Origin of the sequence: Actinokineospora enzanensis DSM 44649 (assembly GCF_000374445.1) — a bacterium.
In the GTDB taxonomy this organism is placed as follows: domain Bacteria; phylum Actinomycetota; class Actinomycetes; order Mycobacteriales; family Pseudonocardiaceae; genus Actinokineospora; species Actinokineospora enzanensis.
Window position 1 is genome coordinate 12,460 of record NZ_KB894426.1, and the last position, 25,235, is coordinate 37,694.

Annotated in this window: 22 protein-coding genes; 13 read left to right on the forward strand and 9 right to left on the reverse strand. The window is 70.9% G+C overall.

Features of this window, described 5'->3' with window-relative positions; translation table 11 throughout:
* Window positions 1-17: 17 nt before the first annotated feature.
* Both C503_RS0124530 and C503_RS46165 read right to left on the reverse strand, forming a co-directional pair.
* Window positions 18-2,054 carry a B12-binding domain-containing radical SAM protein gene (locus C503_RS0124530; protein WP_018684883.1) on the reverse strand — a complete coding sequence of 679 codons (2,037 nt, stop codon included), beginning with the start codon at window positions 2,052-2,054 and terminating at the stop codon, window positions 18-20.
* 46 nt (window positions 2,055-2,100) lie between these two features.
* On the reverse strand, window positions 2,101-2,250 hold the full coding sequence (locus C503_RS46165; RefSeq protein ID WP_156893446.1) for a TglA family RiPP precursor: 150 nt from the start codon (window positions 2,248-2,250) through the stop codon (window positions 2,101-2,103).
* A gap of 616 nt (window positions 2,251-2,866) precedes the next feature.
* On the opposite strand from C503_RS46165, the gene C503_RS43555 reads away from it, so the two are divergent.
* From C503_RS43555 to C503_RS0124560, 5 genes are all read left to right on the forward strand, one after another.
* Window positions 2,867-3,856, forward strand: coding sequence for a serine O-acetyltransferase (locus tag C503_RS43555; protein ID WP_211222454.1), 990 nt, complete (start codon window positions 2,867-2,869; stop codon window positions 3,854-3,856).
* 92 nt (window positions 3,857-3,948) lie between these two features.
* Window positions 3,949-5,445, forward strand: coding sequence for an EamA family transporter (locus C503_RS43560; protein ID WP_018684886.1), 1,497 nt, complete (start codon window positions 3,949-3,951; stop codon window positions 5,443-5,445).
* Window positions 5,442-6,416: a PLP-dependent cysteine synthase family protein gene (locus tag C503_RS0124550; protein WP_018684887.1), complete on the forward strand. Its 975-nt coding sequence runs from the start codon at window positions 5,442-5,444 to the stop codon at window positions 6,414-6,416. Before C503_RS43560 ends, C503_RS0124550 begins: the two co-directional genes overlap by 4 nt.
* Window positions 6,413-7,129: an alanyl-tRNA editing protein gene (locus C503_RS0124555; RefSeq protein WP_018684888.1), complete on the forward strand. Its 717-nt coding sequence runs from the start codon at window positions 6,413-6,415 to the stop codon at window positions 7,127-7,129. Before C503_RS0124550 ends, C503_RS0124555 begins: the two co-directional genes overlap by 4 nt.
* Window positions 7,130-7,386: 257 nt before the next feature.
* On the forward strand, window positions 7,387-8,892 hold the full coding sequence (locus C503_RS0124560) for a peptide ligase PGM1-related protein (RefSeq protein WP_156893448.1): 1,506 nt from the start codon (window positions 7,387-7,389) through the stop codon (window positions 8,890-8,892).
* Between the two features lie 391 nt (window positions 8,893-9,283).
* Here C503_RS0124560 and C503_RS0124565 read toward each other — a convergent pair whose 3' ends face one another.
* Together C503_RS0124565 and C503_RS40665 are read right to left on the reverse strand one after the other, a co-directional pair.
* On the reverse strand, window positions 9,284-9,817 hold the full coding sequence (locus tag C503_RS0124565) for an HdeD family acid-resistance protein (protein WP_018684890.1): 534 nt from the start codon (window positions 9,815-9,817) through the stop codon (window positions 9,284-9,286).
* A 75-nt stretch (window positions 9,818-9,892) separates the two neighbouring features.
* A complete protein-coding gene (locus tag C503_RS40665) occupies window positions 9,893-10,438 on the reverse strand; it encodes a TetR/AcrR family transcriptional regulator (protein ID WP_018684891.1) in 546 nt (181 codons plus the stop codon).
* A 79-nt stretch (window positions 10,439-10,517) separates the two neighbouring features.
* On the opposite strand from C503_RS40665, the gene C503_RS40670 reads away from it, so the two are divergent.
* The 3 genes from C503_RS40670 (at window position 10,518) to C503_RS0124585 (ending at window position 13,591) form a co-directional block, all read left to right on the forward strand.
* Window positions 10,518-11,969, forward strand: a complete 1,452-nt coding sequence (locus tag C503_RS40670; RefSeq protein WP_018684892.1) for an MFS transporter — start codon at window positions 10,518-10,520, stop codon at window positions 11,967-11,969.
* Between the two features lie 271 nt (window positions 11,970-12,240).
* The gene (locus tag C503_RS0124580; protein WP_026316662.1) at window positions 12,241-12,534 is read left to right on the forward strand and encodes a hypothetical protein; all 294 of its coding nucleotides are present in this window, start codon (window positions 12,241-12,243) and stop codon (window positions 12,532-12,534) included.
* Between the two features lie 307 nt (window positions 12,535-12,841).
* A complete protein-coding gene (locus C503_RS0124585) occupies window positions 12,842-13,591 on the forward strand; it encodes a hypothetical protein (protein WP_018684894.1) in 750 nt (249 codons plus the stop codon).
* 3 nt (window positions 13,592-13,594) lie between these two features.
* On the opposite strand, the gene C503_RS0124590 is transcribed toward C503_RS0124585, so the two are convergent.
* Window positions 13,595-15,397, reverse strand: coding sequence for a CheR family methyltransferase (locus C503_RS0124590; RefSeq protein WP_051114936.1), 1,803 nt, complete (start codon window positions 15,395-15,397; stop codon window positions 13,595-13,597).
* Window positions 15,398-15,478: 81 nt separating this feature from the next.
* Window positions 15,479-16,480 (reverse strand): chemotaxis protein CheB, encoded by a 1,002-nt coding sequence (locus C503_RS0124595; protein WP_018684896.1) that lies wholly within the window; start codon window positions 16,478-16,480, stop codon window positions 15,479-15,481.
* A 131-nt stretch (window positions 16,481-16,611) separates the two neighbouring features.
* On the opposite strand from C503_RS0124595, the gene C503_RS47395 reads away from it, so the two are divergent.
* Entirely contained in the window at window positions 16,612-16,914 is a 303-nt protein-coding gene (locus C503_RS47395; RefSeq protein ID WP_018684897.1) for a hypothetical protein, read from the forward strand.
* Between the two features lie 25 nt (window positions 16,915-16,939).
* On the opposite strand, the gene C503_RS0124605 is transcribed toward C503_RS47395, so the two are convergent.
* The gene (locus C503_RS0124605) at window positions 16,940-17,272 is read right to left on the reverse strand and encodes a cupin domain-containing protein (RefSeq protein WP_026316663.1); all 333 of its coding nucleotides are present in this window, start codon (window positions 17,270-17,272) and stop codon (window positions 16,940-16,942) included.
* A 72-nt stretch (window positions 17,273-17,344) separates the two neighbouring features.
* Between C503_RS0124605 and C503_RS40675 the strand changes: the two genes are divergently transcribed.
* Both C503_RS40675 and C503_RS0124615 read left to right on the forward strand, forming a co-directional pair.
* Entirely contained in the window at window positions 17,345-18,319 is a 975-nt protein-coding gene (locus C503_RS40675) for a GlxA family transcriptional regulator (protein WP_018684899.1), read from the forward strand.
* Window positions 18,320-18,396: 77 nt separating this feature from the next.
* A complete protein-coding gene (locus C503_RS0124615; protein WP_018684900.1) occupies window positions 18,397-22,491 on the forward strand; it encodes a SpoIIE family protein phosphatase in 4,095 nt (1,364 codons plus the stop codon).
* A 117-nt stretch (window positions 22,492-22,608) separates the two neighbouring features.
* Here C503_RS0124615 and C503_RS0124620 read toward each other — a convergent pair whose 3' ends face one another.
* Window positions 22,609-23,019 carry an ATP-binding protein gene (locus C503_RS0124620; protein WP_018684901.1) on the reverse strand — a complete coding sequence of 137 codons (411 nt, stop codon included), beginning with the start codon at window positions 23,017-23,019 and terminating at the stop codon, window positions 22,609-22,611.
* 232 nt (window positions 23,020-23,251) lie between these two features.
* A complete protein-coding gene (locus tag C503_RS43565) occupies window positions 23,252-23,536 on the reverse strand; it encodes a hypothetical protein (RefSeq protein WP_018684902.1) in 285 nt (94 codons plus the stop codon).
* A 326-nt stretch (window positions 23,537-23,862) separates the two neighbouring features.
* Between C503_RS43565 and C503_RS0124630 the strand changes: the two genes are divergently transcribed.
* Together C503_RS0124630 and C503_RS0124635 are read left to right on the forward strand one after the other, a co-directional pair.
* A complete protein-coding gene (locus C503_RS0124630; RefSeq protein WP_018684903.1) occupies window positions 23,863-24,171 on the forward strand; it encodes a PadR family transcriptional regulator in 309 nt (102 codons plus the stop codon).
* The gene (locus tag C503_RS0124635) at window positions 24,168-25,139 is read left to right on the forward strand and encodes a hypothetical protein (protein ID WP_033401005.1); all 972 of its coding nucleotides are present in this window, start codon (window positions 24,168-24,170) and stop codon (window positions 25,137-25,139) included. Before C503_RS0124630 ends, C503_RS0124635 begins: the two co-directional genes overlap by 4 nt.
* Window positions 25,140-25,235 lie beyond the last annotated feature (96 nt).

Here is a 25,235-nt window from a genome sequence, read left to right on the forward strand (position 1 = left end):
TCCCCCACGCGGACCCCTCAGGTCAGGAGTCCGACTTCGATCAATCTGTGTATGGTCCGCTCGCCGATCCGCGCGCCGCCCCCGTCGCGCAGTCGTTCGATCAGGTCCGCGGTGCGGTCACCGACACGGTAGGCGATCGGTACGCGCACGTCCTGGTGACCCGCCTTCACGGTGAACGCGACGCAGGTCGGCGACTCGCGTAGGTCGCCGAGGTCGATGCGGGTGCGGCCGCGCCCCGCGATGATGAAGCCCGGCAGGTCGTAGCGGGCGCGCATCAGCTCCGCGCGCACCGCCCGACCGGGTATGCCCGCGACCGGGCTGCCGGGAAGTCCCTCGATGGCGATCCTACCCAGTCGGGTCTCGTAGTGGATCAGTTCCCCGATCTTCGCGAGTAGCCCCGGGTCGTCCGGTGCCAGCCGGGGCACCAGCCGGTCCAGTACGAAGCCCTCGAACAGGGCGCTGAGGTTGATCGCCCGCCAGCGTCCGTCCGGGGTGTTGCCGTCGTAGGAGGTGCCCATCACCCGGTCGCGGCCCGCCCAGGCCACGAACTCCGTGATCAGGTCGCTGAACCGGGTGTCACCCGCGTCGGGCAGGCCGAGCAGGCAGCGGATCGTGGTGCCGTGGAAGTGGTACAGGTCCGCCACGGCGAAGCCGAAGGTCTCCAGCCAGGCCATCTCGTCCAGGTCCAGCCAGGCGGTCCGGTAGACCGCGTGCCCCGGCTCGCGGGCGTACTTGATGTCGTGCGCCTCGGCCTGCCGTTCGAACTCCGAGCCGGGCAGGATCGACAGCCGGAAGCACTGCATCCGGTGCGGGGCCAGCGAGTAGGCGTAGTCGACGGTGGTCTTGAACTGCTCGACGCCGTCGCCGGGCAGGCCGTAGATGCAGTCGATCACGGCCGAGGACTGGAGTTTCGGCGTCAGCCGGTCCCAGGCGGCCCGGTACTTGTCCTCCTTGAACGGCCTGCGCATCAGCGCCGCCGCCTCCTGGGTGGCGCTCTGCATGCCGAACTCGACGGTGACCAGCGGGTTGAGCGTGAGCAGCTCGTCCAGCACGCGCACCAGCACGTCGTCGATCAGCTCCAGCTTGAGCTCCAGCAGCAGGCTGAACGGCTTGACCCGGCCGTCGCGCAGGTGCTCCACCAGGATCGTGAGGATCTCGGCGGCGCGGGCCTTGCGCATGTTGAAGGTGCCGTCGCAGAACATGATGTGCGACGGGTGGTGCGCGAGGATGGCGTGCAGCTCCGCGCGGACCCGGTCCATCGGGTACTCGCGCACGCCCTTGGACTCGCCCCAGATGCAGAACGAGCAGGAGTAGGGGCAGCCGCGGGAGGCCTCGTAGAGGAACGCGCCGCCCACCGGCAGCTCCGACTCCGCCCGGTACGGCGACGGGATCACGTCCAGGTCGTCGACCAGCACGGCGTTCCCGGTCTCGTGCAGGCCGTAGCCCGGCGGGAGCGCGCTGGTGCCGTCGAACCAGTGGATCTTGTCGGGGTCGTCCGCGGCGGCCCAGTAGGCCAGCCCGGGAATCCCGGACAGCGCGGGCGTCCCGGTCAGCAGGTGTGCCAGCAGCCGCTGGAAGGTGATCTCCGCCTCGTTGACGACGCAGATGTCCACGCACCGCTCGCGTTCGAAGACCTGGGGGACGTAGAAGCCGCGGATCTGCTGGCCGCCGTAGACGATCCGGATGTGCGGCCAGATCTCCTTGATGGCCTGGGCGAGCTGGTTGACGAAGCGGATGTTCCAGATGTAGCAGGAGAAACCGACGACGTCGAAGTCGTTCGCGCGGATCCAGGCCAGCGCGGCGAACAGCTCCTCCTTCTCCGCGATCGCGGTCTTGGGCGTGGCCGCGCAGCGCTGCTCGAAGCGCACGCGGTCGGCGACCAGGGGGACCTGACGGGCGTAGTTGACCAGGTTCCACAGCGCCAGGGAGGTATCGGCCTCCCAGTTGTAGGCCACCAGGCCGACCGCGAGCGGGCGCACCGACTCGATGTCCACATCGGACAGGTCGAGCGCGGCGCCGGGTGGCCGGGGGACGAGGGGCAGGGACGTGACCACGGGACCTCCAGCCTGGACGGGCATGGGCGGGACCGGCCTGCTCGGGTCAGCCGAAGACCTTGCTCTCGATCACCTCGATGTCGTCGAGGTCGAACTCCTCGATCTCGTCCACCGGGTCGACCGAGTCGGCCGGGGCTGCCGCGCCCGCCTCGGCCGCGACGAGTTCGGTGGCGGGCTCGGGCAATTGCTCGGACATCATTTCCCCCGCAGAACGAAGTTGTTCCTCCGACGGACACAAGAGCCGCCCTCGGACCTTAACCACCGGATCACGAGACCGTCAAGATCGCTCCCGATCATTACCCCGACCCCTGATGTGCACAAACCGCCCACCACCCCGGCGAATTCGGCCGTTTCGGCAAACCGGGCGGCCGATCCGAGTACCGTCGGCTTGCACACGCATTCGACCGACCGCTCCGGCCCGGCGTGACCGGGGCGGCACGGTCGCCGCGAACCGCTGGTAGAGCCCGTCATCGACGGGAAACCGACAGAACAGGAGCACTACCTTGTTAATGGATGTGTAACAGTGTTAATATGGCGCGAATTCCACCCACTCGGCGGAGCGAATACTCCGATCGGGCTCGCCGTTCAATCGGCAAGCACATTGCTGCGGAACCGTCGCCGTCGGTAGACTTCCGGAGCCGAGCGCGCCGCACTGGGCTTGGTCACCGGCAACGGGACCGGCCGTACACGCGGGGACGTACCACTGGGGCCGCACGCGCGCCGCGGTAACTCGCGGCTGTACTTCAGGTGAGGCGCGCGGCCCGGCGAGACACCCTCGCCCGCCGAATGTGCCGGTGACGTCAGGGGGGAATATGTCCATGCTGGCCTGCCATGAACGACCCGACGCGCACGACGTGGACCGCTCGCGTGCCGTCCGGGAGACGGCCCGCGCGGCCGAGGCCGTGCTGGCGCCGTGGGTCGAGTCGTTGGCCCCCATGGGCATCGATCCCGCCGCCGTGCTGGCCGCCGCCGTCGAGCCCGCCGTGGACGACCTGCTCGCCCTCGCCCGGCGCGACCCGGCGGGCATGGGCAGCTGGGAGTACGTGCTGGGCAGCTACGCCTGCTTCCGCGCCGTGCTCGCGCACCGGGTGGCGCACGCCGTGCTGGCCGCGCCCGCGGGCGACCGCTGGCCCGCGCTGACCGCGGCCCGCGCCATCTCCGAGGAGGCGAAGGTGCGGACCGGGGTGGAGATCCACCCGGCCGCCGAGATCGGGCCGCGGTTCGTGGTCGACCACGGCGTGGGCACGGTCATCGGCGAGGACACCGTCATCGGCGCCGACTGCTACATCCTGCAGGGCGTGGTGGTCGGCGCGCGCGGCATCGCCGACAACGCCTCCGGCAGGCGCCACCCGAGGCTCGGCGACCGGGTGCAGGTGGGCGGGTTCGCCAGGGTGCTCGGGCCGATCTCGGTCGGCGACGACGTGGTGATCGGCTGCCACGCGCTGGTCCGCTCGGACGTGCCCGCCGGTGCCCGGGTGGCCGTGCTGCACCAGTACCAGATGGTCACCGGCCCGCTGCCGGTCACCATCTACGGCGTCGAGGCGCTCGGCGAGTCCCGGTTCCGGCTGCACGGCGCCGACCTGGACCAGTCCGGCATCGAGGTGGACCTGCTCGACCCGACCCAGGCCGCGCTCGCCGCGGGCGACCTGACCGTGCTGCAGCGCAGCGCGGAGACCCTGGTCGTCCAGGTGTCCGCGCGAGTACCCAGGCCCGCCACGCACATCCGGATCCGGCACGGTGGCTCCGAGGTCACCGTCGGCATCCCGGTGTGCGGCGCGCGGCCGGTGCCCCCGACGCGCTGACTCTCCCTGTCCTCCCTGTCCTTCCTGTCTTCCCTCAACCGCCCGGTCCCCGGGCGACTGATGTGTTCCCACGTTTGGAGAAAACCGTTCCGATGTCCGCTTCGGATATTGAGACCACGATCGACGCCACCCCGGATCCGAGCGCGCGGGCCACCGTGCCGCCGACCGGGCGGCCCGGGGTCTCGCGCAAGACGCTCTGGCTGGTCGCCAGCTTCGCCATGGTGTGCCTGATCTGGGGGTCGACCTGGATCGCCATCAAGATCGCGGTCACCGACCTGCCGCCGATGACCGCCTCCGGGCTCCGGTTCGTGGTCGCCGCGCCGGTGTTCATCATCGCCTGCCGCTCGATGCGCAAGCCGCTGGCCTACCCGCGCGGGCTCGGCTGGTTCTTCGTGTTCATCTTCGCCTGCTACTTCGCCATCCCGTTCTTCCTCTACAACTACGGCGAGCAGTACATCTCGTCCGGCCTGACCGCCATCTGCTTCTCGTCGGTTGCGGTGATGATGGTGGTGTTCAGCGTGCCGATCCTGCGCACGCGCATCACCCCGACGCAGTTCCTGGCCGTGCTGGTCGCGTTCACCGCGCTGGGCCTGCTGATCGTGCACTCGCAGGGCGTCGGGGTGGGCAGCGGCTGGGGCGTGGCCGCGGTGCTGTCCGCCGCGGTGATGCACGCGCTGTCCTACATCATGATCAAGAAGTACGGCGGCGGCATGCACTCGCTGACCCTCAACACCATGCCGATGGCGGTGGCGGGCGTGCTGCTCACCGGGCTGGGCCTGCTGGTGGAGCGGCCCGGCGCGGAGGCGTTCACCGCCGCGAGCGTGGGCGCCACGCTCTACCTTGGCGTGGTCGCCTCGGTCATCGGGTTCGCGGTGTACTTCTGGCTGGTGCAGCGGATCGACACGGTGACGGTGTCGTTCGTGTTCGTGCTGTTCCCGATCGTGGCGCAGATCCTCGGCGTGTTCCTGGAGGACACCGCGTTCGACCTGCTGGACACGCTGCTCACGGTGGTCATCCTGGGCTCGTTCGCGATCACCCAGTGGGGGCAGCGGCGGACCCGCAGGCTCACCGCCGAGGCGTCCGCGCCCGCCGCGCTGGACGCGGACGGCCTGCCCACCGAGGCCGCGCTGGCCGCGATCTACGAGCACGCCCGGCGCGCGTACCCGGCCGAGGCGTGCGGGTTCGTCCGCGCGGGCGACGTGCGCGAGTGCGTCAACACGATCGACGAGCTGTCGCACAGCCGACCGGAGGACTTCACCCGCACCAGCCGCACCGGCTACGCGTTCGGCGTCGCCGACCTGCGCGAGCTGGCCGACTCGTTCGACGGCGACGACCCGGTCCGGGTCGTCTACCACTCGCACCCCGACGTGGGCGCGTACTTCAGCGACGAGGACCACCGGAACGCGGTGTTCGAGGGGGCGGCGGTGTACCCGGTGCGCCACCTGGTCGTCGACGCCACCGCCGACGGCGCGCGCGGTGCGCGACTTTTCGACTTCTCCGAGACGGAGGGCCGTTACGTGGAATCGGCAGTGTTCGGCGAGCCGCGCGACCGGGTGCCGCGGCCGGAGACCACCGGGGAGCGGGCATGACGGCCCGGGTCGCCGACTCCATCCTGGACGCCATCGGCGGCACCCCGCTGGTGCGCTTCGGCAGGCTCGAACCGGACCTGGGCCGCGAGCTGCTGGTCAAGGTCGAGTCCGTCAACCCGGGCGGCAGCCACAAGGTGCGCATCGCGCTGGGCATGATCCTGGCGGCCGAGCGGGACGGCGAGCTGACCCGCGGCAGCGGCCAGACCATCATCGAGTCGACCGGCGGCAACACCGGGATCGGCCTGGCGATGGCGTCCGCGCTGCTGGGCTATCGGCTGGTACTGGTCATCCCGGACAACTACAGCCCAAGCAAGCAACGACTGCTGCAGGGCTACGGCGCGCGCGTCGTACTGTCCGACCACCGGTTGGGGAACAACTCGCACGCGGAACTGGCGCTGCGCATGCTGTTCGACAACCCGGACTGGGTGATGCTCAACCAGCAGGCGAACCCGGCGAACCCGGCGGCGCACGAGTCGGCCACCGCGCTGGAGATCCTGTCCAGTCTGGATGGTCGGGTGCCGGACGCGATGGTGGCCGGGGTCGGCACCGGCGGGCACCTCACCGGTGTCGGTCGCGTGCTCCGGCAGCACAATCCGGACATGCGGATCGTCGCGGTGCTGCCGGAGGGGTGTTCGTTGCGGGAGAACAGGTTCGTCACGCACGGGATCCAGGGCCTGGCGGTCGGGCTGGTGCCCGCCGTGCTGGACCTGGACCTGGTCGACGACGAGATCACCGTCTCCTACGACGAAGCGGTGGCGATGCTGCCGCGGGTGATGCGCACCGAGGGCCTGGCCGTGGGGATCTCGTCCGCGGCCAACCTCGTCGCGGCCACCCGCCTGGCGCCGGGGCTGCCGACCGGCGCCTGTATACTGACCTTCGCTTACGACGGCGTGCTGGACTATCTGGACGCACTGCCCGCGCCTGCCTCCCCTCCAGTGGACGCTGTCCCATCCCAAGGCGTTGGAGGTTGACGTTGGTCGCGAAGCACTACATCGACGAGCCGTACCGGGGCGAGTGCGAGGCGCGGGTCACCGAGGTACGCGGCGGTCAGGTCTTCCTCAGCGACACCGTGTTCTACCCGGAGGGCGGCGGGCAGGTCGGCGACACCGGCTGGGTCGGCGAGTCGCGGATAGTCGACACGCAGAAGGTCGGCGGCACCCCGTTCGCGCACCCGGAGTTCCCGGACCTGATCATGATCAACGGCGATGTCGGGCACCGGCTGGCCGAGGACACCGCGGTGCCGACCGTGGGCGCCGAGGTGCCGGTGCGCATCGACTGGGAGCGGCGACTGCGCAACATGCGCCACCACTCGGCCGCGCACCTGGGGTTCTGGTTCGCCACCACCGCCCGCCCCGACCTCTACACCAAGGGCGCGCGGATCGACGGCAGCACGGCCAGGTTCGACTTCCACACCCGCGAGCGGCTCACCGCCGAGGAGGTCGCGGAGTGGGAGGAGCGGGCCAACGAGGTGATCGCCAAGGACCTGGAGATCCACACCGTGCCGGTGGACGGCGAGCACGAGGCCCGGGTCTGGCACAGCGGCGACATGGTGATCCCGTGCGGCGGCACGCACGTGCGCTCCACCGGCGAGATCGGCCGGGTGAAGCTGCGCCGCAAGCGGCAGGGCAACCAGCTGGAGCGGCTGTACATCACGATCGTGGAGCTGATGGACGGGGATAACTGAGAGAATCCCGCTTTTCCGCGGTGAATCGAATGGGCGGTCCCGGGCGGGATCGCCCATTCGTGTCTTGTGCCGGCGGACTATCGTTGTGTGCCATGGCTTTCCGTACCGAACGCGCGCGGCCGGGCGCCACTCCCGGGGCGGTCACGATCCGCCCGCGCGCCACCGCCACCCGACGGCGTCCGGCCGCGCCGCGGCCGTGACCCGGTCGGGCGCCCGGCAGGCGACATCGTGATGGTCACACGAAAGGCACTCCGCCCATGACTCATCCCTCCCCCGAGGCGTTTCCCACCCGCGTGTGCGTGCAGAGCCGGGAATGCAGTCCCGGCATCCTGGAACGGCTCGCGGGTTCGTCGCTGTTCCCGGAACGACCGATCGGGGCGGCGATCGTCTCCGCCCTGCACCGGCCCGGCGGCTCGGTCGTCTGCCTCAGCGCGCCCGCGTTGGCCGACGCCGAGGAGCAGGTCGGCTACTACCTGCGCCTCGGCGGCGCCACCACACCGCACCGGGACGACCCGCGGCCGCCGCGCTCGCGGGTCACCCTGCTCTCGCTCGACGACCTGTCCTTCCGCTGGCTGAGCCAGAAGCTGCTCGACCCCGACCGGGCCGAGGCCGCCGCCGTGCGGGCCGAGCTGGCCGCGCTGGTCGAGGCCGAGCGGACGGCCGGGCGGGGGGTGCTGCTGTGCCAGTTCGAGCCGTCCGAGCCGCTGGAGCGGTTGGCGGACTCGCTGGGGATCCCGCTCGACCAGGCGCCGTCGTGGACCATCCCGATGGGCACCAAGACCGCGGGCAGGCAGCTGTTCCAGCGGCTGGGCATCCCGGTGGCGGCGGGCACCCCGCTCGTGCACTCGCTGGAGGAGCTGGCCGCGGAGCTGGCGGGCCTGGTACGCGCGGGTCACCGGCGGTTCGTCCTCAAGCTGGACAGCACCGCCTACGGCGCGGGCATGGGCAACGCGTTCTTCACCGTCGACGACGCCCGCGCGGCCGCCGACGACCTGCCCGCGGCCATCCTCGCCGCGCTGCCCGAGGCCCAGGTGATGGACCCGAAGCTGGGCTGGCCGGGTTTCGTGGCCGGGGTGCCGGTGGCGGGGGTGCTGGCGGAGGAGCTGCTCGTCGACGACAACGACAACGTGCGCAGCCCCAGTGTCCAGGGGCGGCTCGGCCCGGCCGGGGCGGTGATCGTGTCGACGCACGAGCAGGTGCTGGCGGCCAACCGACAGACCTACACCGGCAGTGCCTTCCCCGCGTCCTCGGAGTACCGGGCGCGGATCGTCGAATACACCGAGCGGGTCGGCGCGCACCTGCTCGCCGAGGGCATCGACGTCGGCGACTACGGGGTCGACTTCATCGTCATCGACCGGGACGGGCGGCAGCACATCCACGGTTGCGAGCTGAACCTGCGGGCGACCGGGACCCGACACGGGTTCGACATGGTCACCACCCTGCTCGGCGTCCGGCCGGACGCGACGGGCGAACTGCGGGTGGACGGGTCGCCCCGGGTGTACGTGGCCTCGGACGGCATCACCGATCCCCGCTACGTCGGCATCCGGCCCGCGGCGCTCATCGACGCGATCGAGCACTCGCCCCTGCACTACGACCCGGTCCGCCGCGAGGGCGTGGTGCTGCACCTGCTGAGCGCCCTGCCGGAGTACGGGAAGTTCGGCGCGGTCTGCGTCGCCGAGACGACGGAGGGCGCCGCCCGGATGCTGGCGGAGCTGGAGCTGTTGGCACTGCGGGTGGCCGACCAGGCACACCTGCCGCTGTAGATATCGCCCCGGATATAGCGATGCCCCGTCGGAGTCGGCGGGGCCATCGCTGCCGTGGGCTCTTGCGATCAGCGGATACGGACGACCCCGGTGCACCCGTCAGGGAGGCAACGGCTACACCGGGGCCCGACCGGACGCCTCGACCGAAGGGGGTGTGCCGCGCGTCCCGTCCCAACAGTGCCCCGCGCGCGTCCGGACTGGACAGTGACCAACGTCCCGTGTCGACAGAGCCCGAAGACGCTCGTCGCGGCGGTTCACTCCACACTCCCCTGGACATACCGAGTCACGGCGTCGACAAGCCTGCGCGGAGTGACCGTCCCCGGGCCGAAACCGATCCGCAACACAGCATGCGGAGTCCCACCAACCGCCTGCCCCGCCGTCGTCGTCGTGCTCAGCCGGTTCCCGCGGAGTCGCGGTTTCGCGACACATACGTGAGAGCCAGCAGCATCACGCCATGCAGGATCGCGTACAAACCGATGAGGAAGGCGATCGCGGCGACACCCGCGCCCGGTCGGGCCAGGACGAGGATGCCGAACAGGACGCCGAAGGCGCCGGAGAGGAAGACCAGCCAGGCCGCCCGGTGCTCGCGCAGGGCGCGGGAGGCGAAGCCCAGCTGGCCGAGGCCGGACACGATCGACCAGATCGCCGGCACGATCACCAGCACCAGGACCGTCGCATCCGGCCACGACAACGTCAGCAGTCCCGTGACGATCAGCACGACCGCCTCCCACAGGTACGGCCCGCGCGCGCCACTCCGGCTCGCCGCAACGGCCGCCACGACGCCGCCGACCACCGCGTAGACGCCGAAGACGATGGCGAGGCCGAGCAGGGTGAGGCCCGGTAGGGCGATCGCGAGCAGACCGAACAGCAACGCCAGGACACCCCGCGTCGCCGTCGACCACCGGGGACCGGTGTACACCACCATCGTTCCTCCCTCGCTCGGCTCACCACCATTGTCCCGCATCCGAGCGCGGCCAGCACCCCATTACTCCACTGTGGACTATTCCATCGGATGTCGGAGCGCGCCGAGGGCGGCGGCGAGGAGATATGGGCGCATCTCGTCGCGAGCCGATTCGGGGACGCGTTGCGGGAGGGTGGTGAGGATGCCGAGGGCGGCGGTGGCGCGGAGCCGATCGCCCTCGCTGTCGCCCGGTGCGATGAGGGCGGCGAGTCGGTGCAGGCCCGCGGCGGCATGCTGCGCGGTGTCCAGGGTGCGCAGGGTCGCGATGCTGCTCTCCAGGACCGTCATCAGACCGCCGTGTTCGGTGACGATGTCGAGGTAGCGCTCCAACAGGCGCCTGCCGCGAGCCGGGGACGGCGGCTCCGCCTCGGCCGAGTCGACCAGTTTGTCGACCTCGGTGTAGACCGTGTTCGCGATCGCGGTCAGGATCTCCTGCTTGTTGCGGAAGTAGTAGTACAGCGCGGCGCTGGTGATGCCGAGCCGGTTCGCGAGCTCGCGGATGGACGCCTTGTCGTAGCCGACCTCGGCGAACAACCCGACCGCGACGTCGAGGATGCGTTCCCGGGTTCCGACGGTGGGGGGCATGACGTCTCCTTGACTTATCGATCGATCAGTAGGCTAGCATGACGCTGCACTTATCGAGCGATCAGTAAGGAGAGTGGGCATGGTCACCACGGAAATCGCCAGGGGGCGGTTCGCGGTCATCTTCTGCTCGTTGCTGTTGGGCATGTTCGTGTCCGCGATCGACCAGATGGTGGTCACGACGCTGTCGTTGTCGATCGTCCGCGACCTGGCGGGCGGGGACGCCGCAGGTCAGGCCGGGTGGCTGGTCACCACCTACCTGCTCGCCTCGACCGCAGCCATGCCGTTGGCAGGCAAGCTGTCCGACCTCTACGGCCGCAAAGCCGTCTACCTGGGCGCGATGTCCCTGTTCGCGCTCGGCTCCCTGGGCGCCGCGCTGTCCCGGGACATGACCATGCTCGCGATCACCCGGGGCGTGCAGGGCCTCGGCGGCGGGGCACTGGTCAGTGCGACCTTCGCGGTGCTGGCCGACCTGGTCACCCCGCGCGAGCGCGGCAAGTACCAGGGCGGGTTCGGCGCGGTGTTCGCCTCGTCCAGCCTGCTCGGCCCGGTGATCGGCGGCTTCTTCGCCGACGGCGGCACGGTCCTGGGCGTCCCGCTCGACTGGCACGCGGTGTTCGCCCTGAACATCCCGCTCGGCGTGCTCGCGATCATCGTCAATGCCCTGCTACTGCCCAAGTCGCCACGCAGACGCGCGCCCAGGCTCGACCTGCTCGGCGCTGTCCTCCTGGTCGCCGGGGTGTCCGCCGGTCTGCTGGCGCTCCAGCGGGACGGTTCGTGGCAGCTCGGTGTGGCGGCGGTGGTCGTGCTGGTCGGGTTCGTACTGTGGGAAAAGCGGGCCGCGGAGCCGATCCTGCCGATCCGCCTGTTCCGCGCGCGGACGTTCGGCATGCTCAACCTGGGCAGCCTGCTGCTGGGCGCCGCGATCACCGGCGTGCTGGTGTACCTGACGGTCTACGTGCAGCTCGCCCAGCACGTGACGCCGACGCAGGCCGGGTTGAGCCTGTTGCCGCTGTCGCTGGGGATGGTCGGGTCGTCGACGGTCACCGGCATGCTGGCGAGCAGGCTCGGCCGGTTCCGGGTGTTCATCCTCGCAGGCGCGCCGCTGCTGGCCGTGGGCGGCGTGCTGCTGTCGACGCTGACCGCGGACAGCTCGATCTGGCTGGTGCGGGTGTACGCGCTGGTGGTGGGGATCGGGTCGGGGTTGATGCAGCAGATGTTCGTCCTCGGCATCCAGAACGACGCCGCCGACCAGGACATGGGCGTGGCGACCGCGTCGAGCACCTTCTTCCGCACCCTCGGCGGCTCCCTGGGCGGTTCGGTCTTCGGTGCCCTGCTCACCGCGCAGCTGACCACGTCGGGCGGCGCGCCGACACCCGCGGCCTATGTCACGGCGATGGAACCGGTGTTCCTGACCGTGTCGGCGGTCGCCGTGGTGATCTTCCTGAGCACGCTCCCGGTGCCGGACCGCGAGCTCCGCGACCTCGACGAGGAGAAGCTGGCGCTGGCCGAGCTCGGGGTGATGGAGGACTGACCGCCATGCCGATCGGATCAACCACGCCGCAGGTCGCCGGGACGGGGGCAGATCGGGGGCGGCTCGGCTCGATGTCCCGTGTGGACAGTCAGGTCCTGGTGCGGACCAGCAGGTCCGCACCGAACGGGTCACGGGTCCCGACCGCCCACGTTCCTCGCCCGATCGGCCGACGATCATCGACCGGCGGGCAGGAAGCGCTGTTCGCGCGGCGGTATCGCCGGTGTGCCCCGCCCTGGTTGGCTCCGCACACCGAACGACCCTGGAGGAGACGATGCACGGAATCCGTATTCTCGTCGCCACCGGCGCCCTGGTCGCGTCGACCGTGGCCCTGGCGCCCACCGCGGCCGCCGACCCGGTGTGCGGTATGCACGTCCGGACGATGATGGGGTATGTCCTGGTCCAGTACCGCAACTGCGAGCCCGTGACGGTGGGCTGGCGCGAGCACGCGCCCACCGCGCCATGCATCGAGATCCCGCCGGGCGAGGATCGGATCATCGCGGTGTTCATGCTCGGATACCCCGAGCCATCGCTCGAAGCCTGCACGCCCCAGGGCCAGACCGCCTGACGTCCATCAGGAGCGCCGGTCATCGTTTCGGCGGTGCCGTCAGGCACGTCGTGGGCGGGTCGCGACAGGGTCGACGTTCTGGGTCGCATCACTCGCACCCACCGATGCACGCGATCGGGAGTACCGTTGTCGAGCCGGTGCGGTGGCCGGATCGATCTCCGGGACCGGACCCGACGCGGAGTGCCATCCCGGAGTGGGGTCACGCTTGGCACCGACACGGCCACCAGCGAGGTGCGCGGATCGGGCGGAATCCGAGCGCCACGGCCCGACAGCGGGTCATCCGATGGCCGGATGCGAAGGGCGGACGATGAACGGTGACCTCCTGTGCCCGGTCGAGTCCCGGTCCGGCTGCCTGCTGGTCAGGCCGCGCGGGGTGCTCGACCCGGCCACCTACCCGGCATTGCGGGACACGTTGCTCAAGTGCGCGGTGGCGCAACCCCGCGCCGTGGTCGTGGACCTGGGCGAGACCGAGGTCGGCTGCGAGAGCCTGCTGAGCGTGTTCGCCACCGTCTGGCTGCGGACCTGCGACTGGCCCGGCGTGCCGCTGCTGGTGGTCGGCGTCCCCGAGGCGATGCGGACCTCGGCGGTGCGCCGCTACGTCCGCTTCCACGACACCGCGGGCCAGGCCGTCGCCGCGGCGGGACACACGCAACCGGTGCTGCGCAGGCACTTCACCGTGCCCCGGGTACGCGACGCGGCGGCGATCGGGCGGAATGAGGTCGCCGCGGCGTGCGTGGCGTGGGGGGTGCCCGCCGACCACGTCGTCGAGGCGGAGCAGGTGGTGACCGAGCTGGTGGAGAACACCATGCGACACACGGACTCCGAGGCACGCGTGCGGGTGGAGGCGCGGCGCGGGCTGTTGACCGTCGCGGTGACCGACGACGATCCGACGCCCGCGGTGCTGCGCGACCGCGGGACCGCGGCGGTGCCCTCGGCGATGGGTTTGCTGGTGGTCACCGCGTTCGCCAAGACGTGGGGGTGCGTGGTCGACCGGGCGGCCGGGCGGAAGGTGGTGTGGGCGGTGCTGCGGGTCGCGGCGTCGCCGTGGGCGGGCTGACCGTCAGGGCACCGGCTCCATGGCCAATATCGCCCCGGACACCTGGCCCTGCGAGGTGCGCAGGCTCGCCACCACCACCCGGATCGTGGTGCTGCGCCCGCGCCGGTTGATCGCGTCGAGCACCAGCACCTCCTCCTCCGAGGTCCCGCCGAGCGCCGAGCGGACCGCCGAGCGCAGGTCGGCGACGGGCAGGCCGATGTCGAGGTTGAGCAGGTGCGCCCCGATCGCCTCGTCCCGCCGCAGGCCCCACAGGTCCTCGGTGCCCCGGTTCCACACCTGCACCCGCATCTCGGTGTCGACGACCACCACCCCGGCGCGGATGGAGCCGAGGATCGACTCCATGAACTCGTTGACGCCGTCCAGCTCGGCGCTGCGCTCGCGCAGCGTGTCGTTGATCGCCTGGAGCTCATCGTTGGTGGACTGCAGCTCCTCGTTCATCGTCTCCAGTTCCTCGTTGGTGGACTGGAGCTCCTCGTTCGTGGTCTCCAGCTCCTCCACGGTGGACTGCAGCTCCTCGTTCGTGGTCTCCAGCTCCTCGTTGGTGGACTGGAGCTCCTCGTAGGCGGACTCCAGCTGCCGGTTGGTGTGCTCCAGCTCCTCCATCAGCTTGCGGGCCGCGCTGACGTCGTGGAACACGATCGTCACGCCGAGCAGGCCATTGTCGCTGTGCACCAACGGGTTGACGTGGATCTCGAACCACAGGGACTCGCCGGGGGACCGGGACCACTCGACGTCCTTGATGCGGATCGCGCGCCGCTCGACCTTGCACTGCTCGATGTAGCCGCGCAGCTCGACCGGCCGGTAGGACAGCTCCAGGTCGCGCAGCGGGCGGCCGATGTCGCGCGGGGACAGCCCGAACATCAGCTCGGCCTGCTGGTTGATCAGCGCGACGATGTCCTCGCCGGTGATCACCACCTGCGCGACCGGGCTGACCGAGAACGCGTACTCGCGCAGCTCGTCGAGGCCGCCGATGTCCCCGCCGCGGTCGTACACCGTGGTGTGCGAGACGAGGCCGCCCAGCCCCATCGGCGTGCCCGGGGTCTTGCGGAAGACCCGCCGCTTGAGGTCGACGGGGTCGAAGATGCGGCTGTGCGAGAGCAGTAGCTCCGCCTTGCCCAGGAACAGCAGCCCGCGCGGCGCGAGCGCGAAGTGGAACCGGCCGAGGATCTTGGCCTGGGTCTCGGCGTTGAAGTACATCAGCGTGTTGCGGCACACCAGCAGGTCTATCCGGGAGATCGGCGCGTCCTGCACCAGGTCGTTCCGCCCGAAGATCACCGACCGGCGCAGGTCCTTGCGGAAGACGTACCGGTTGCCCTGCGGCTCGAAGAACAGCCGCAACTGCTCCTCGGTCAGGTCCTGCACGTCGTTGGCCAGGTAGGAGGCCTGCCGGGCCTGGGCAAGGGCCTCCTCGTCGACGTCCGTGGCGTAGATCTTGACCCGCTGCCGGAACCGCTCCGGGCCGAGGATGTCGGCGAGCACCATGGCCAGGCTGTAGGCCTCCTGCCCGCTGGCGCACCCGGCGCTCCACACCCGCAGGGGGTCGTCCGGGCCGCGCTCGGCGAGCAGGCTGGGCACCACCTCGGCGCGCAGGTAGTCCCAGGCCTCGGTGTCCCGGAAGAACGCGGTGACGTTGATCAGGATGGTGTTGAACAGCGCGTCGAACTCGTCCGCGTCGACCTGGAGCAGGTCGATGTAGGCGTCGTAGTCGTCGATACCGACCTGGGCCATCCGCCGCTGGACCCGGCGGGCGAGGCTCGTGCGCTTGTATCCGGTGAAGTCGAACCCTCTCGACTCCTTCAGGTACATCAGCACCGCCTCGAAGCGGCTGTCCTGTGTCGGCTGCTCACCACTCACGACACACGATCGTACCGATCTCGGGCCCGGGTTCTACCGCGCATCCCGTGCGATCGATGTCAGGAACCGGCGCAGGGTCGCCGCGGCGGTGACCGACTCCTCGACCAGGTCGTGGTGCCTGCGCGCGCTGCGCTCGTCGCCGCGTTCCTCGGCGGCGCGCGCCATCCGCCGCGACAGCCTGCTCCGATCCTCCAGGGTGCGCAATGCCATCCACAGCGCCCGTTCGAGCGTGCCACCCTGCGCGACCGCCAGCGCCTCCGCGGTCCACCCGTGCCCGACCTGGCACCGGTAGCGCATGCTGCCCGGTTCGACCTCGTTGAGCACACTCCGGCAGTCCGGGCAGGAGTACGAGGACGCCATGCCGATGGTCACCTCGCCTGCTCCGCCGTCGCCCGACTCCGACCCGGCGATCTCGTTCTCCCGCACGAGCGTGGCCGACACGGCCGACGCCTCGACCAGGGCGGGCTGCTCGATCTCCTTGGCGAGCCACCGCCCCATCTCGGCGGCCGGGAGCACCACGGCGGTGGGGACGTGCCGCAGCGCGTTCTCCGGCATGCCCGGGTGCAGGGCGTCGGCCGGGTCCTGCACGAGCACCAGCCCACCGCGGCGGCGGATGGCCACCAAGCCCGCGACCCCGTCGTCGAGCACGCCGGAGAGCAGCACCCCCACCACCCGGCTGCCCGCGGCCACCGCCGCCGACCGGAACAGCGCGTCCACCGACGGGCGGTAGCCGTTCTCGGTCGGTCCGCGGGAGAGGATGAACCGGTCGTCGGCGACCAGCAGGTGGTGGTCGGGCCGCGCCGCGTACACCCGCCCGGGGCGCACCGGCGTGCCGGAGCGGGCGGCGACGGCGGGCAGCGGACCGAGCCGGTCGAGGATCCGGGGCAGCGCGCTGCTGCCGCGTGCGGGCATGTGCAGCACGACGGCCACGGCGGCGGGCAGGCCCGCGGGCAGCCCGGAGACCAGCGAGCCGAGTGCTTCAACGCCGCCGGCGGACGCGCCGACGACGATCAGGTCCCGCACCGGCCTCGCCATCACCCTCCCGTCGCCCCGGGGAGACGTATCCAGGGTAGTTCCGCTCCACACGATCCGGGTGAGAGTCCGCGGCGGCGGACTGGTGGTGCGACCCACCATCAGGCAAGGTGTTCGGTCGGGCAAGGTGTTCGGTGAACCAGTCGACCGCGAGCCGGGCGACCTGGCCGAGTGTCCCGCCGATCGAGACCGCCGACGACGAGCAGCGTGGGTGCGCGCAGCTGCGCGAGCGCCTCGCCCGCCAGATCGGGTCGGCCGCCCCGGGAGACGACGGCCCGCACGGCATCGCGTCGCGTGGCGGCCACCGGCGCCTGCCGTGCGCGAACAGGATGATGTCCCTGGTGTCCGCGGGCACGACCAGATCACCATCGAGCACCGCCCCGCCCGCGTCGATGACCAGCGGAACGGACACGATCACTCCCTCCGTCACCCGATGAGCTACCCGGACCGGGCCGGGTCGACTCACCCGGCCGGGTAGAAGAGGAACAGGGTGCAGCCGATGGTGGTCGAGGGAAGGTGCCAGGAACCGGCCGGGGCGTGCAGGAACGTGCCCGCCGGGTAGTCGCGGGCGCCGTCGTTGAACGTGCCCGCGACGACGTAGACCTCCTCCGGACCGGGCTCGTGCACGTCCCGACGGGGCCAGGACGTGCCGGGGTCCATCTCCAGCAGGTCGGCGTGCGCGGTCCCGTTTGTCCATAGTGGACGCAAGCGGATGCCGGGGAAGAGCTCGCGGACAGGGGAATCCTGGACGGTGGCCGCGGTGTAGCCCTCCTGGGCGAGGATCTCGGGGTGCATGGCGTCCACGGTGCCCTCGGGCAGGCCGCGGCGGGAAGTGTCTGGAAAGACTCCGTGGGGTACTTTCACGCCATGCATCGCGTGGTGGCCCTGGTGCGGCCGGTGCAATCGACGTTCGAACTGGGGTGCGCGGCGGAGGTGTTCGGCACCGCGCGGCCGGGAACGGAACGTCGCTACGAGTTCTCGGTGTGCACGGAGACGCCGGGAATGGTGCCGACGTCGGCCGGGTACGGGATCTCGGTGTCGCGGGGACTGTCGGCGCTCACGTCGGCGGACACGGTATTGATCCCGGGGTGGCAGCCGGTGGAGCAGCCATTGTCACCCCGAGTCCGCCGCGCATTGCTCCGAGCCCACGCCCGCGGGACCCGCCTGGTCACCATCTGCTCCGGGGCGTTCGCCCTCGCCCGCACCGGCTTGCTGAACGGCCGATCGGCCACCACGCACTGGGCCGCCGCCGGACGGCTGCAGGAGGAGTTCCCCCGGGTGCTGGTGGAACCGGACGTCCTCTACGTCGACCACGGGGACGTCGCCACGAGCGCCGGAGCGGGTGCGGGCATCGACCTGTGCCTGCACCTGGTCCGCAAAGACCACGGCGCCGCCTACGCCGCCCTGGTCGCCCGCTACCTGGTGACCCCGCCACACCGAGATGGCGGCCAGACCCAGTACGCGCCCCCGCCCCCACCCTCCGACGCCCTGGACGGCTTGCTGGCGTGGGTGAGCGAGCGTCTCGGAACACCGCTATCGGTCACGGACATGGCCGCCTATCTCGGCCTCTCTCCCCGCACCCTGGCCCGCCGCTTCACCGACCAACTGGGCACCAGCCCCGGCGCATGGCTCCTCGCCCGCCGGATCACCGAGGCCCGCACCCTCCTGGAGGAGACCGACCTCCCCATAGCCTCCATAGCCACCCGCGTCGGCCTGACCTCCCCGGTCAACCTCCGCCGTCGCTTCCACACCCACGTCGGCACCACCCCCGGCGCCTACCGCCGCGCCTTCCGAATCCCGGAATCCCTTACTCGCCGTGAGAGAGGTCGGCCGTCGTCGTGACACGGCGGGCCCCCGGTTGGCTGACCTATGCTTTCCAGGGCGTCGTGGGCGCATCCCGGACGTGAGAGGAGACCCCCGTGACGCGGGCCGATGACGTGTTCGCCGCCGACGCGGAGGTGGGGCGCGATCTCAGCCGGGTGAACTGGTCGGAGACGCCGCTCGGGGAGCCTGCCGGGTGGCCGGTGAGTCTGCGGACGGCCGTGAGCATCCTGTTGTCGTCCCGGTTCCCCATGTGGCTGGCGTGGGGCCCGGACCTGACGTTCTTCTGCAACGCCGCCTACCGCACCGACACGCTCGGGCGGAAATATCCATGGGCACTGGGCAGGCCCGCGAGCGAGGTGTGGGCGGAGATCTGGGACGACATCGGGCCGCGCATCGACACCGTGCTCACCACGGGCAACGCGACCTGGGACGAGGCGCTGTTGCTCTTCCTGGAACGCTCGGGGTATCCCGAGGAGACCTATCACACCTTCTCCTACAGTCCCCTGCGCGACGACGCGGGCATCGTGGTGGGCATGTTGTGCGTGGTCAGCGAGGACACCGACCGGGTCATCGGTGAGCGGCGGATGGCGACGCTGCGCGATCTCGGGTCGGACTCCAATGTGGTGCGCTCGGAGCAGGAGGCGCTCGCGTTCGCCTGTCGTCAGCTGGACCACAACCCGCACGACATGCCGTTCATGCTGACCTACCTGTTCCTGGACGACGGCCAGGCCCAATTGGCGGGCACGACCGGTATCCCCACCGGCCACCCGGTAGGTCCCACGACACTGTCCGCCGACGGCAGCGGCCCCTGGCCCGTAGCGGACCTCGCGCGCGGCAGGTCCGTCCTGATGCCGCTCGGCTTCGCCGGACTGCCCAGCGGAGGCTGGTCCGAACCGCCCACGCAGGCGTTGGTCGTTCCGCTGCCGCAACAGGGAGGGTCTCCGTACGGGTTCATGGTCGCCGGTCTGAACCGCTACCGACCACTGGACGACGCCTACCGCGGGTTCGTGGACCTGGTGGCCGGGCATCTCGCGGCCGGGATCGCGAGCGCGCGCAGCTACCGGGTGCAGCAGCGCCGCGCCGAGGACCTTGCCGAGCTGGACCGGGCCAAGACCACGTTCTTCTCCAATATCAGCCACGAGTTCCGCACCCCGCTCACCCTGATGCTGGGCCCGGTCGAGGACCTGCGCGACCGGCTCGCCGACGCCGACCCGGCCGCGTCCGGGGAACTGGACATGGTGCACCGCAACGGGTTGCGGCTGGGCAAGCTGGTCAACAGCCTGCTGGACTTCTCCCGTATCGAGGCGGGCCGGATGCGCGCCACCTACGAGCCGGTCGACCTGTCCGCCGTCACCGCCGAGCTGGCCAGCGTGTTCCGGTCCGCGGTCGACAAGGCGGGGCTGACGTTCGAGGTCGACTGCCCGCCGCTGCCCGAGCCCGTCTACGTCGACCGGGGCATGTGGGAGAAGGTGATCCTGAACCTGCTCAGCAACGCGCTGAAGTTCACCTTCGACGGTTCCATCGCGATCTCGACGCGCGTCGAGGCGGGCCGGGCGGTGGTGACCGTCGCCGATACCGGGATCGGGGTGCCGGTCACGGAGATCCCGCGCCTGTTCGAGCGGTTCCACCGGATCGAGAACGCCCGCACCCGCTCGAACGAGGGCAGTGGCATCGGGTTGGCGCTGGTCAAGGAGCTGGTGGACCTGCACGGCGGCACGATCACCGCGGCCAGCGAGCAGGGGGTGGGCACCCGGTTCACGATCCGGCTGCCGTTCGGCGCCGCGCATGTCCCGGCCGAGGCGCTGTCGTCCACGCCGAGCAGGCCGGTCACATCGAGCGCGGCCGACCCGTTCGTGCAGGAGGCGTTGCGGTGGCTGCCGGGCGGCGGCGACGCGGCGCCGGTGGATGTCCAGGACGTGGTCACGGTCGACCGGGGCGACCTCGGGCCGTCCATGCCCGCGACGGTGCTGGTCGCCGACGACAACGCGGACATGCGCGAGTACCTGACCCGGCTGCTGGCGGGCGCCGGGTACGAGGTGCAGGGCGTGGTCGACGGGGTGGAGGCGCTCAGCCGGGTGCGCCGGGTGCCACCGGACCTCGTGGTCAGCGACGTGATGATGCCGCGCATGGACGGGCTGTCCCTGGTCGCCGCGCTCCGGGCGGACCCGAGGACGGCGGCCGTGCCGGTGCTGCTGCTCTCGGCGCGCGCCGGGCAGGAGGCGTCGATCGAGGGCCTGCACGCGGGCGCGGACGACTATCTGGTCAAACCGTTCGCGGCCGCCGAACTGCTGGCCCGGGTCCGCGCGAACGTGGAGCTGTCGCGGCTGCGCACCCACCACGCGCGGTGGCGGACCGCGCTGATCGACTCGTTGCAGGAGGCGTTCTTCATCTGCGACGACCACGGCGCCGTCGTCGAGATCAACGCCGCGTTCACGGACATCCTCGGTTATGAACCGGACGGGCTGCCCTACCCGCCGCGGTACCCGTGGTGGCCGGACGAGACCCGCGACCCCGAGGCGCACCGGCTCGCCGCCGAGGCGTTCTCCGGCCTGCTCGGCGGCGAGTCGCACGGCAGCCGCTCGATCCCGGTGGTCCACCGCGACGGGCACCGGCTGTGGATCAGCGCCATGTTCAACCAGGCCCAGGACCCGGACACCGGCCGCGCCGTCACCGTGGGCACGTTCCGCGACGTCACGGCCGAGCACTACGCGATCCAGCGCGAGACCGCCCTGGCCGCGGTCAACGTACGTCTCACCGACGCGGGCAGCCTCCCCGAGGCCCTGGCGGGCGTGCTCGCCGAGTTCGCGACCCTCTGGCGCACCACCCGCGTACACGCCGTGATCTTCACCGACGACGAACCGACCGTGTTCGGCCCGACGGCGGACTGGCGTGACCTGCCGGAAGGCCGCCGCAGCACGCTCAGGGCCCGGCGCACCCTGCCGACGCTCGTGCCCGACGTGCGCGGCCCGGACGTGACCATCACGGTGGAACACCCGCACGGCCCGATGGTCGTGTGGCTGGACCTGAGCGAGCACCGCCCGTTCACCGACGAGGACGAGCTGCTGCTGTCCCTGCTCGCGGCCCGCCTCGCCCAGGGCCTGACCCGGGTCCACCAGATCGACCAACAACGGGAGACCGCGCTCGCCCTGCAACGCGCCATCCTGGGCCCGTCCACCCTGCCCACCGGCTTCACCGTCCGCTACGAACCCGCCGCCCGCCCCCTGGAGGTGGGTGGCGACTGGTACGACACGGTCCCCCTCCCCGACGGCCGCATCGGCATCGTCGTCGGCGACTGCGTGGGCCGCGGCCTGGCAGCGGCCGCGGTGATGGGCCAGCTGCGCAGTGCCTGCCGCGCGCTCCTGTTGCAGGACTCGGACCCGGCCCGAACCCTGACCGCCCTGGACAACTTCGCCGCAGGCATCCCGGGCGCGACCTGCACGACGGTGTTCTGCGCCGTGTTGGACGTGCGGACGGGTTCGTTGACGTATTCCCGCGCCGGTCATCCGCCTGCGATTCTCGCGCTCCCGAACGGTACTACCCAGCTGTTGGACGCCGCGGGCACGATTCCGTTGGCAGTCCTACCGGGCACGCATCGCCCTCTCGCGGAATGCACGCTGCCCGCTGGATCGACACTGCTCATGTACACCGACGGCCTGGTGGAACGCCGACACAGCCCGCTCGACGTCGGTATCGACCTGGCCGCCGAAGCCGTTCACGCCGGTCACGACACTCCCCTGCACACCCTGGCCACCCATGTCATGGCCCGTCTCTCACCCGAGGACGGCTACGACGACGACGTGGCCGTGCTCCTGTATCGACACCCCGCTCCGTTGACCCTCACCTTTCCCGCGGACCCCGCGCACCTCTCCCCCACCCGAAAGTCGCTCCGCGACTGGCTCGATCGCTACGGGCTGCCTGACTCGCTCACGCAGGATGTCCTGCTGGCCGTGGGCGAGGCCGGGGCGAACGCGGTGGAGCACGGGGCCGGGCCGATTCACCTGCGGGCCGAGGTGACGACGGATGATCTGCGGGTGACCATCACGGACTCCGGTACCTGGCGGACGCCGCGGCCGGACGCCGCCTCCCATCGGGGGCACGGGATCGGGCTCATGCGGGCCGTGATGCAGGAGGTCACCATCACGCCGGGGGCGACGGGCACGACGGTCACACTGCACACCAGGATTCCCTGATGGACAGCGCGTCGTCCGCGGGGTCGAGAAGATCCGACTCCTGGAGTGCTTCCGGATCGACGGCCGGAGCCGCGCCTGGCCGGACGTGCTCGCCTGTTGCCGGGTCCGCGGCCGTGATCAGGCCGCCGGGTCGGTGAAGTCGGCGGTGACGGTGGTGCCGTCGGGGCCGGGGTCGAGGTGCACGTGGGCGGAGAGAGCTCTGAGGATGTCGAGGCCACGGCCGCGCAACGGCACGCCGCCGAGTGCGGGGGTCGGGGTCGGCGGGAGCCATCGGCCGTGATCACGCACCGTGACCCGGACCGTCCGGGCGTCGACCAGGGTGGCGGTGACGACCACCGGGCCGGGGGCGGCCGACCGGTAGGCGTGCTCCACACAGTTGGTGACCGCCTCGTCCACGCCGAGCAGGACCTCATCGGCGGCACGGGCGTCGATACCGAGCTCGGACAGCCACGACCGCAGAGCGGACCTGATGACGCCCAGCGTGTCGGGGCGGGCGGTGACCTCGATCCGCAGCGGTGGGGTGCTCACCGCGCCGGAGATACCCAGATCCGCGCCCGGTATGCCGGTTGGTGCCGGTTCGATATCCGCACGGGCCGAGCGTGATATCCATTCGGGTTCAGCGGGTACCACCCGGGTGATCAGACAGACACCCGGTCGTCGGGTCGGTCGAGGACTCCGACGCCACCCGGGGGCTGAGCGCGATGCTGCTGCCCGCGCGCCTCGCCTTCGACACCCTCACCCGGTGAGACCCGGTATCCGGTCAGGCGGCGGCGAGGGCGACCAGGGAGTAGTCGACCAGGGCGGAGCCGGTGGCGGTGACCTGGACCCGGGCGTAGCGGCCCGGGGTGACGGCGCGCTCGATCATCACCAGGCCGCGGCGGACCAGGGCGAGGACCGCGTCGGCCTGCCACTGGGCCAGCTCGCCCGCCGGGGTGCCGTCGTAGTCGGCCCAGCGGAAGCCCATCGGGGCGCCCCAGAGGCCGTTGTGGAAGAGGATCGCGCCGTCGGCGACGTCCTGCAGGGCGATCATCTCGTTCTCGGTCATCTCGGCTCCCCTGGGTCGGTAGCGGTCACTGCGCTCATCGTTGCGCGCGCCGGATCCGGCGTGGGCGCCGAATACCGAGTCCGCTGCCGTTCCGCCCCCGGGACGCAACCGTCCAAGCAGGACAGAGCAACCGGCCGTTTTCTACACTGCGTCGCCATTTCTGCAATCATCACACGGACGACGGTCGCCGGATCGTGGATACCGATCAACGGCGAGTCCGCGTTGCCCGCCCTACATCGGTTGTCGGCGAACCACCGATGAGCGATCCGGGAGGTGACCTCGGACCCTCTTGCCGGACAGAACTCTATATAGGTAGACTTCCGCGCATGGCTCGTCGACCATCCGCGCAGACCCTGGCGGTGCTGGAGGTTCTGGCCCGCGACCCGGACACCCCGCGCTACGGCTATCAGCTGTGCAAGGAGCTGGACCTCAAGGCGGGCACGCTCTACCCGATCCTGATCCGGCTGTGCGAGCGCGGTTTCCTTGCCGCGTCCTGGGAATCCGACCCGCCCGCAGGCCGACCGCCCCGACACCTGTACCGCGTCCTGGGCGCAGGCGTGCAGCTGATCGAGGAGGCACGGGAACGCTCGCCGCAGGCACGGTCGGGCCGCCAGTCGTTGAGAGGTGCGTGGTGAGGGACTTCGCCGAGCGGACGTTGACGATCGCCACCCGCGCCCTCCCCGCCCACCGCCGCGACTGGGGCGCGGCGATGACGGCCGAACTGGCCGCACTCACCGACCCGGTCGACCGCCGCCGCTTCGCCCGTGGCTGCGCCCGCGCGGTGCTGTTCAGCGGCTCCATGCTCCGAGCAGTCGCCTGCCACCTCGGTTTGCTGACGTTCGCAGCAGCCGCAGTAGTCCGAGCGACCGGGCTACCATCGCGCGGCGTCCAGATCGAGGCAATCGGATTGATCGCAGCCATCATCGGACTCGCCCGGTACGGCAGACGCCGGAGCACCCTGGGCCCGGCAGGCGCGGGCCTCGCCCGCTCGTCCGCCTACGCCATGATCATGGCAACCGCGGCGGTCCTCCTGACCACCGGCGTGAACGACCCGGAAGGCTGGTGGCTGGCCGCCATCGCCCTGGTCGTCTACCTCGCCGGATTCCTCCGAGTCACCGCCCGATCAACCCGCAACCTCATCTCCCTGCCACTCATAGCAATCCTGGTACCAACAGCCCTGGCCGTCTGGTGGCTCCCCATGCTCCTCAGCCCCGCCGTCCGCGCGGCCCCACCCCTGACCTTCCTCGCCGCATTCGCCCTGATCCCCATCGGCGCATCCCTCGGCTCACGCCTCGGTTCAAGAACCCGCGGCCTACTCACCGGCCTCACCGCCACCGCAGCCGTACTCCTACTGATGTTCCTGGCCGCCGTCCTCACCTACCGCCTGGCCCCCAACCTCGCACCAGACCTCAGCGCCCCAATCGGCATGCCCCAATCCATACGAGCCGAACAAAGCCGCATAGAAGCGGTCGACCCCTACGTAGCCAACTACCTAATCGGCGCAATCACCACCGCCTTCCTGATCTTCTTCACCCACCCGCACAAGCACCCCCACCCCCACCCCCACCCCAAACTCAACCACCCCCACCCCAACCACAACTAACCCAACCACCCCCACCCCAACCACAACTAACCCAGCCACCCCCAACTCGACCACCCCTAACCCAGCCACCCCTGACTGGACCACCACGCGGGATCG

Excerpts from the sequence above, each read along its gene's own strand:
- C503_RS43565 (WP_018684902.1), bottom strand. The coding sequence starts at position 23,536 with ATGACCGAGAACGAGATGATCGCCCTGCAGGACGTCGCCGACGGCGCG.
- C503_RS0124565 (WP_018684890.1), bottom strand. The coding sequence starts at position 9,817 with ATGGTGGTGTACACCGGTCCCCGGTGGTCGACGGCGACGCGGGGTGTC.
- C503_RS0124595 (WP_018684896.1), bottom strand. The coding sequence starts at position 16,480 with ATGGCGAGGCCGGTGCGGGACCTGATCGTCGTCGGCGCGTCCGCCGGC.
- C503_RS0124630 (WP_018684903.1), top strand. The coding sequence starts at position 23,863 with ATGGCTCGTCGACCATCCGCGCAGACCCTGGCGGTGCTGGAGGTTCTG.
- C503_RS0124585 (WP_018684894.1), top strand. The coding sequence starts at position 12,842 with ATGAACGGTGACCTCCTGTGCCCGGTCGAGTCCCGGTCCGGCTGCCTG.
- C503_RS0124550 (WP_018684887.1), top strand. The coding sequence starts at position 5,442 with ATGACGGCCCGGGTCGCCGACTCCATCCTGGACGCCATCGGCGGCACC.
- C503_RS0124580 (WP_026316662.1), top strand. The coding sequence starts at position 12,241 with ATGCACGGAATCCGTATTCTCGTCGCCACCGGCGCCCTGGTCGCGTCG.
- C503_RS40665 (WP_018684891.1), bottom strand. The coding sequence starts at position 10,438 with ATGCCCCCCACCGTCGGAACCCGGGAACGCATCCTCGACGTCGCGGTC.
- C503_RS43560 (WP_018684886.1), top strand. The coding sequence starts at position 3,949 with ATGTCCGCTTCGGATATTGAGACCACGATCGACGCCACCCCGGATCCG.
- C503_RS0124590 (WP_051114936.1), bottom strand. The coding sequence starts at position 15,397 with ATGTACCTGAAGGAGTCGAGAGGGTTCGACTTCACCGGATACAAGCGC.
- C503_RS43555 (WP_211222454.1), top strand. The coding sequence starts at position 2,867 with ATGTCCATGCTGGCCTGCCATGAACGACCCGACGCGCACGACGTGGAC.
- C503_RS0124560 (WP_156893448.1), top strand. The coding sequence starts at position 7,387 with ATGACTCATCCCTCCCCCGAGGCGTTTCCCACCCGCGTGTGCGTGCAG.
- C503_RS46165 (WP_156893446.1), bottom strand. The coding sequence starts at position 2,250 with ATGTCCGAGCAATTGCCCGAGCCCGCCACCGAACTCGTCGCGGCCGAG.
- C503_RS0124605 (WP_026316663.1), bottom strand. The coding sequence starts at position 17,272 with ATGCACCCCGAGATCCTCGCCCAGGAGGGCTACACCGCGGCCACCGTC.
- C503_RS40670 (WP_018684892.1), top strand. The coding sequence starts at position 10,518 with ATGGTCACCACGGAAATCGCCAGGGGGCGGTTCGCGGTCATCTTCTGC.
- C503_RS40675 (WP_018684899.1), top strand. The coding sequence starts at position 17,345 with ATGCATCGCGTGGTGGCCCTGGTGCGGCCGGTGCAATCGACGTTCGAA.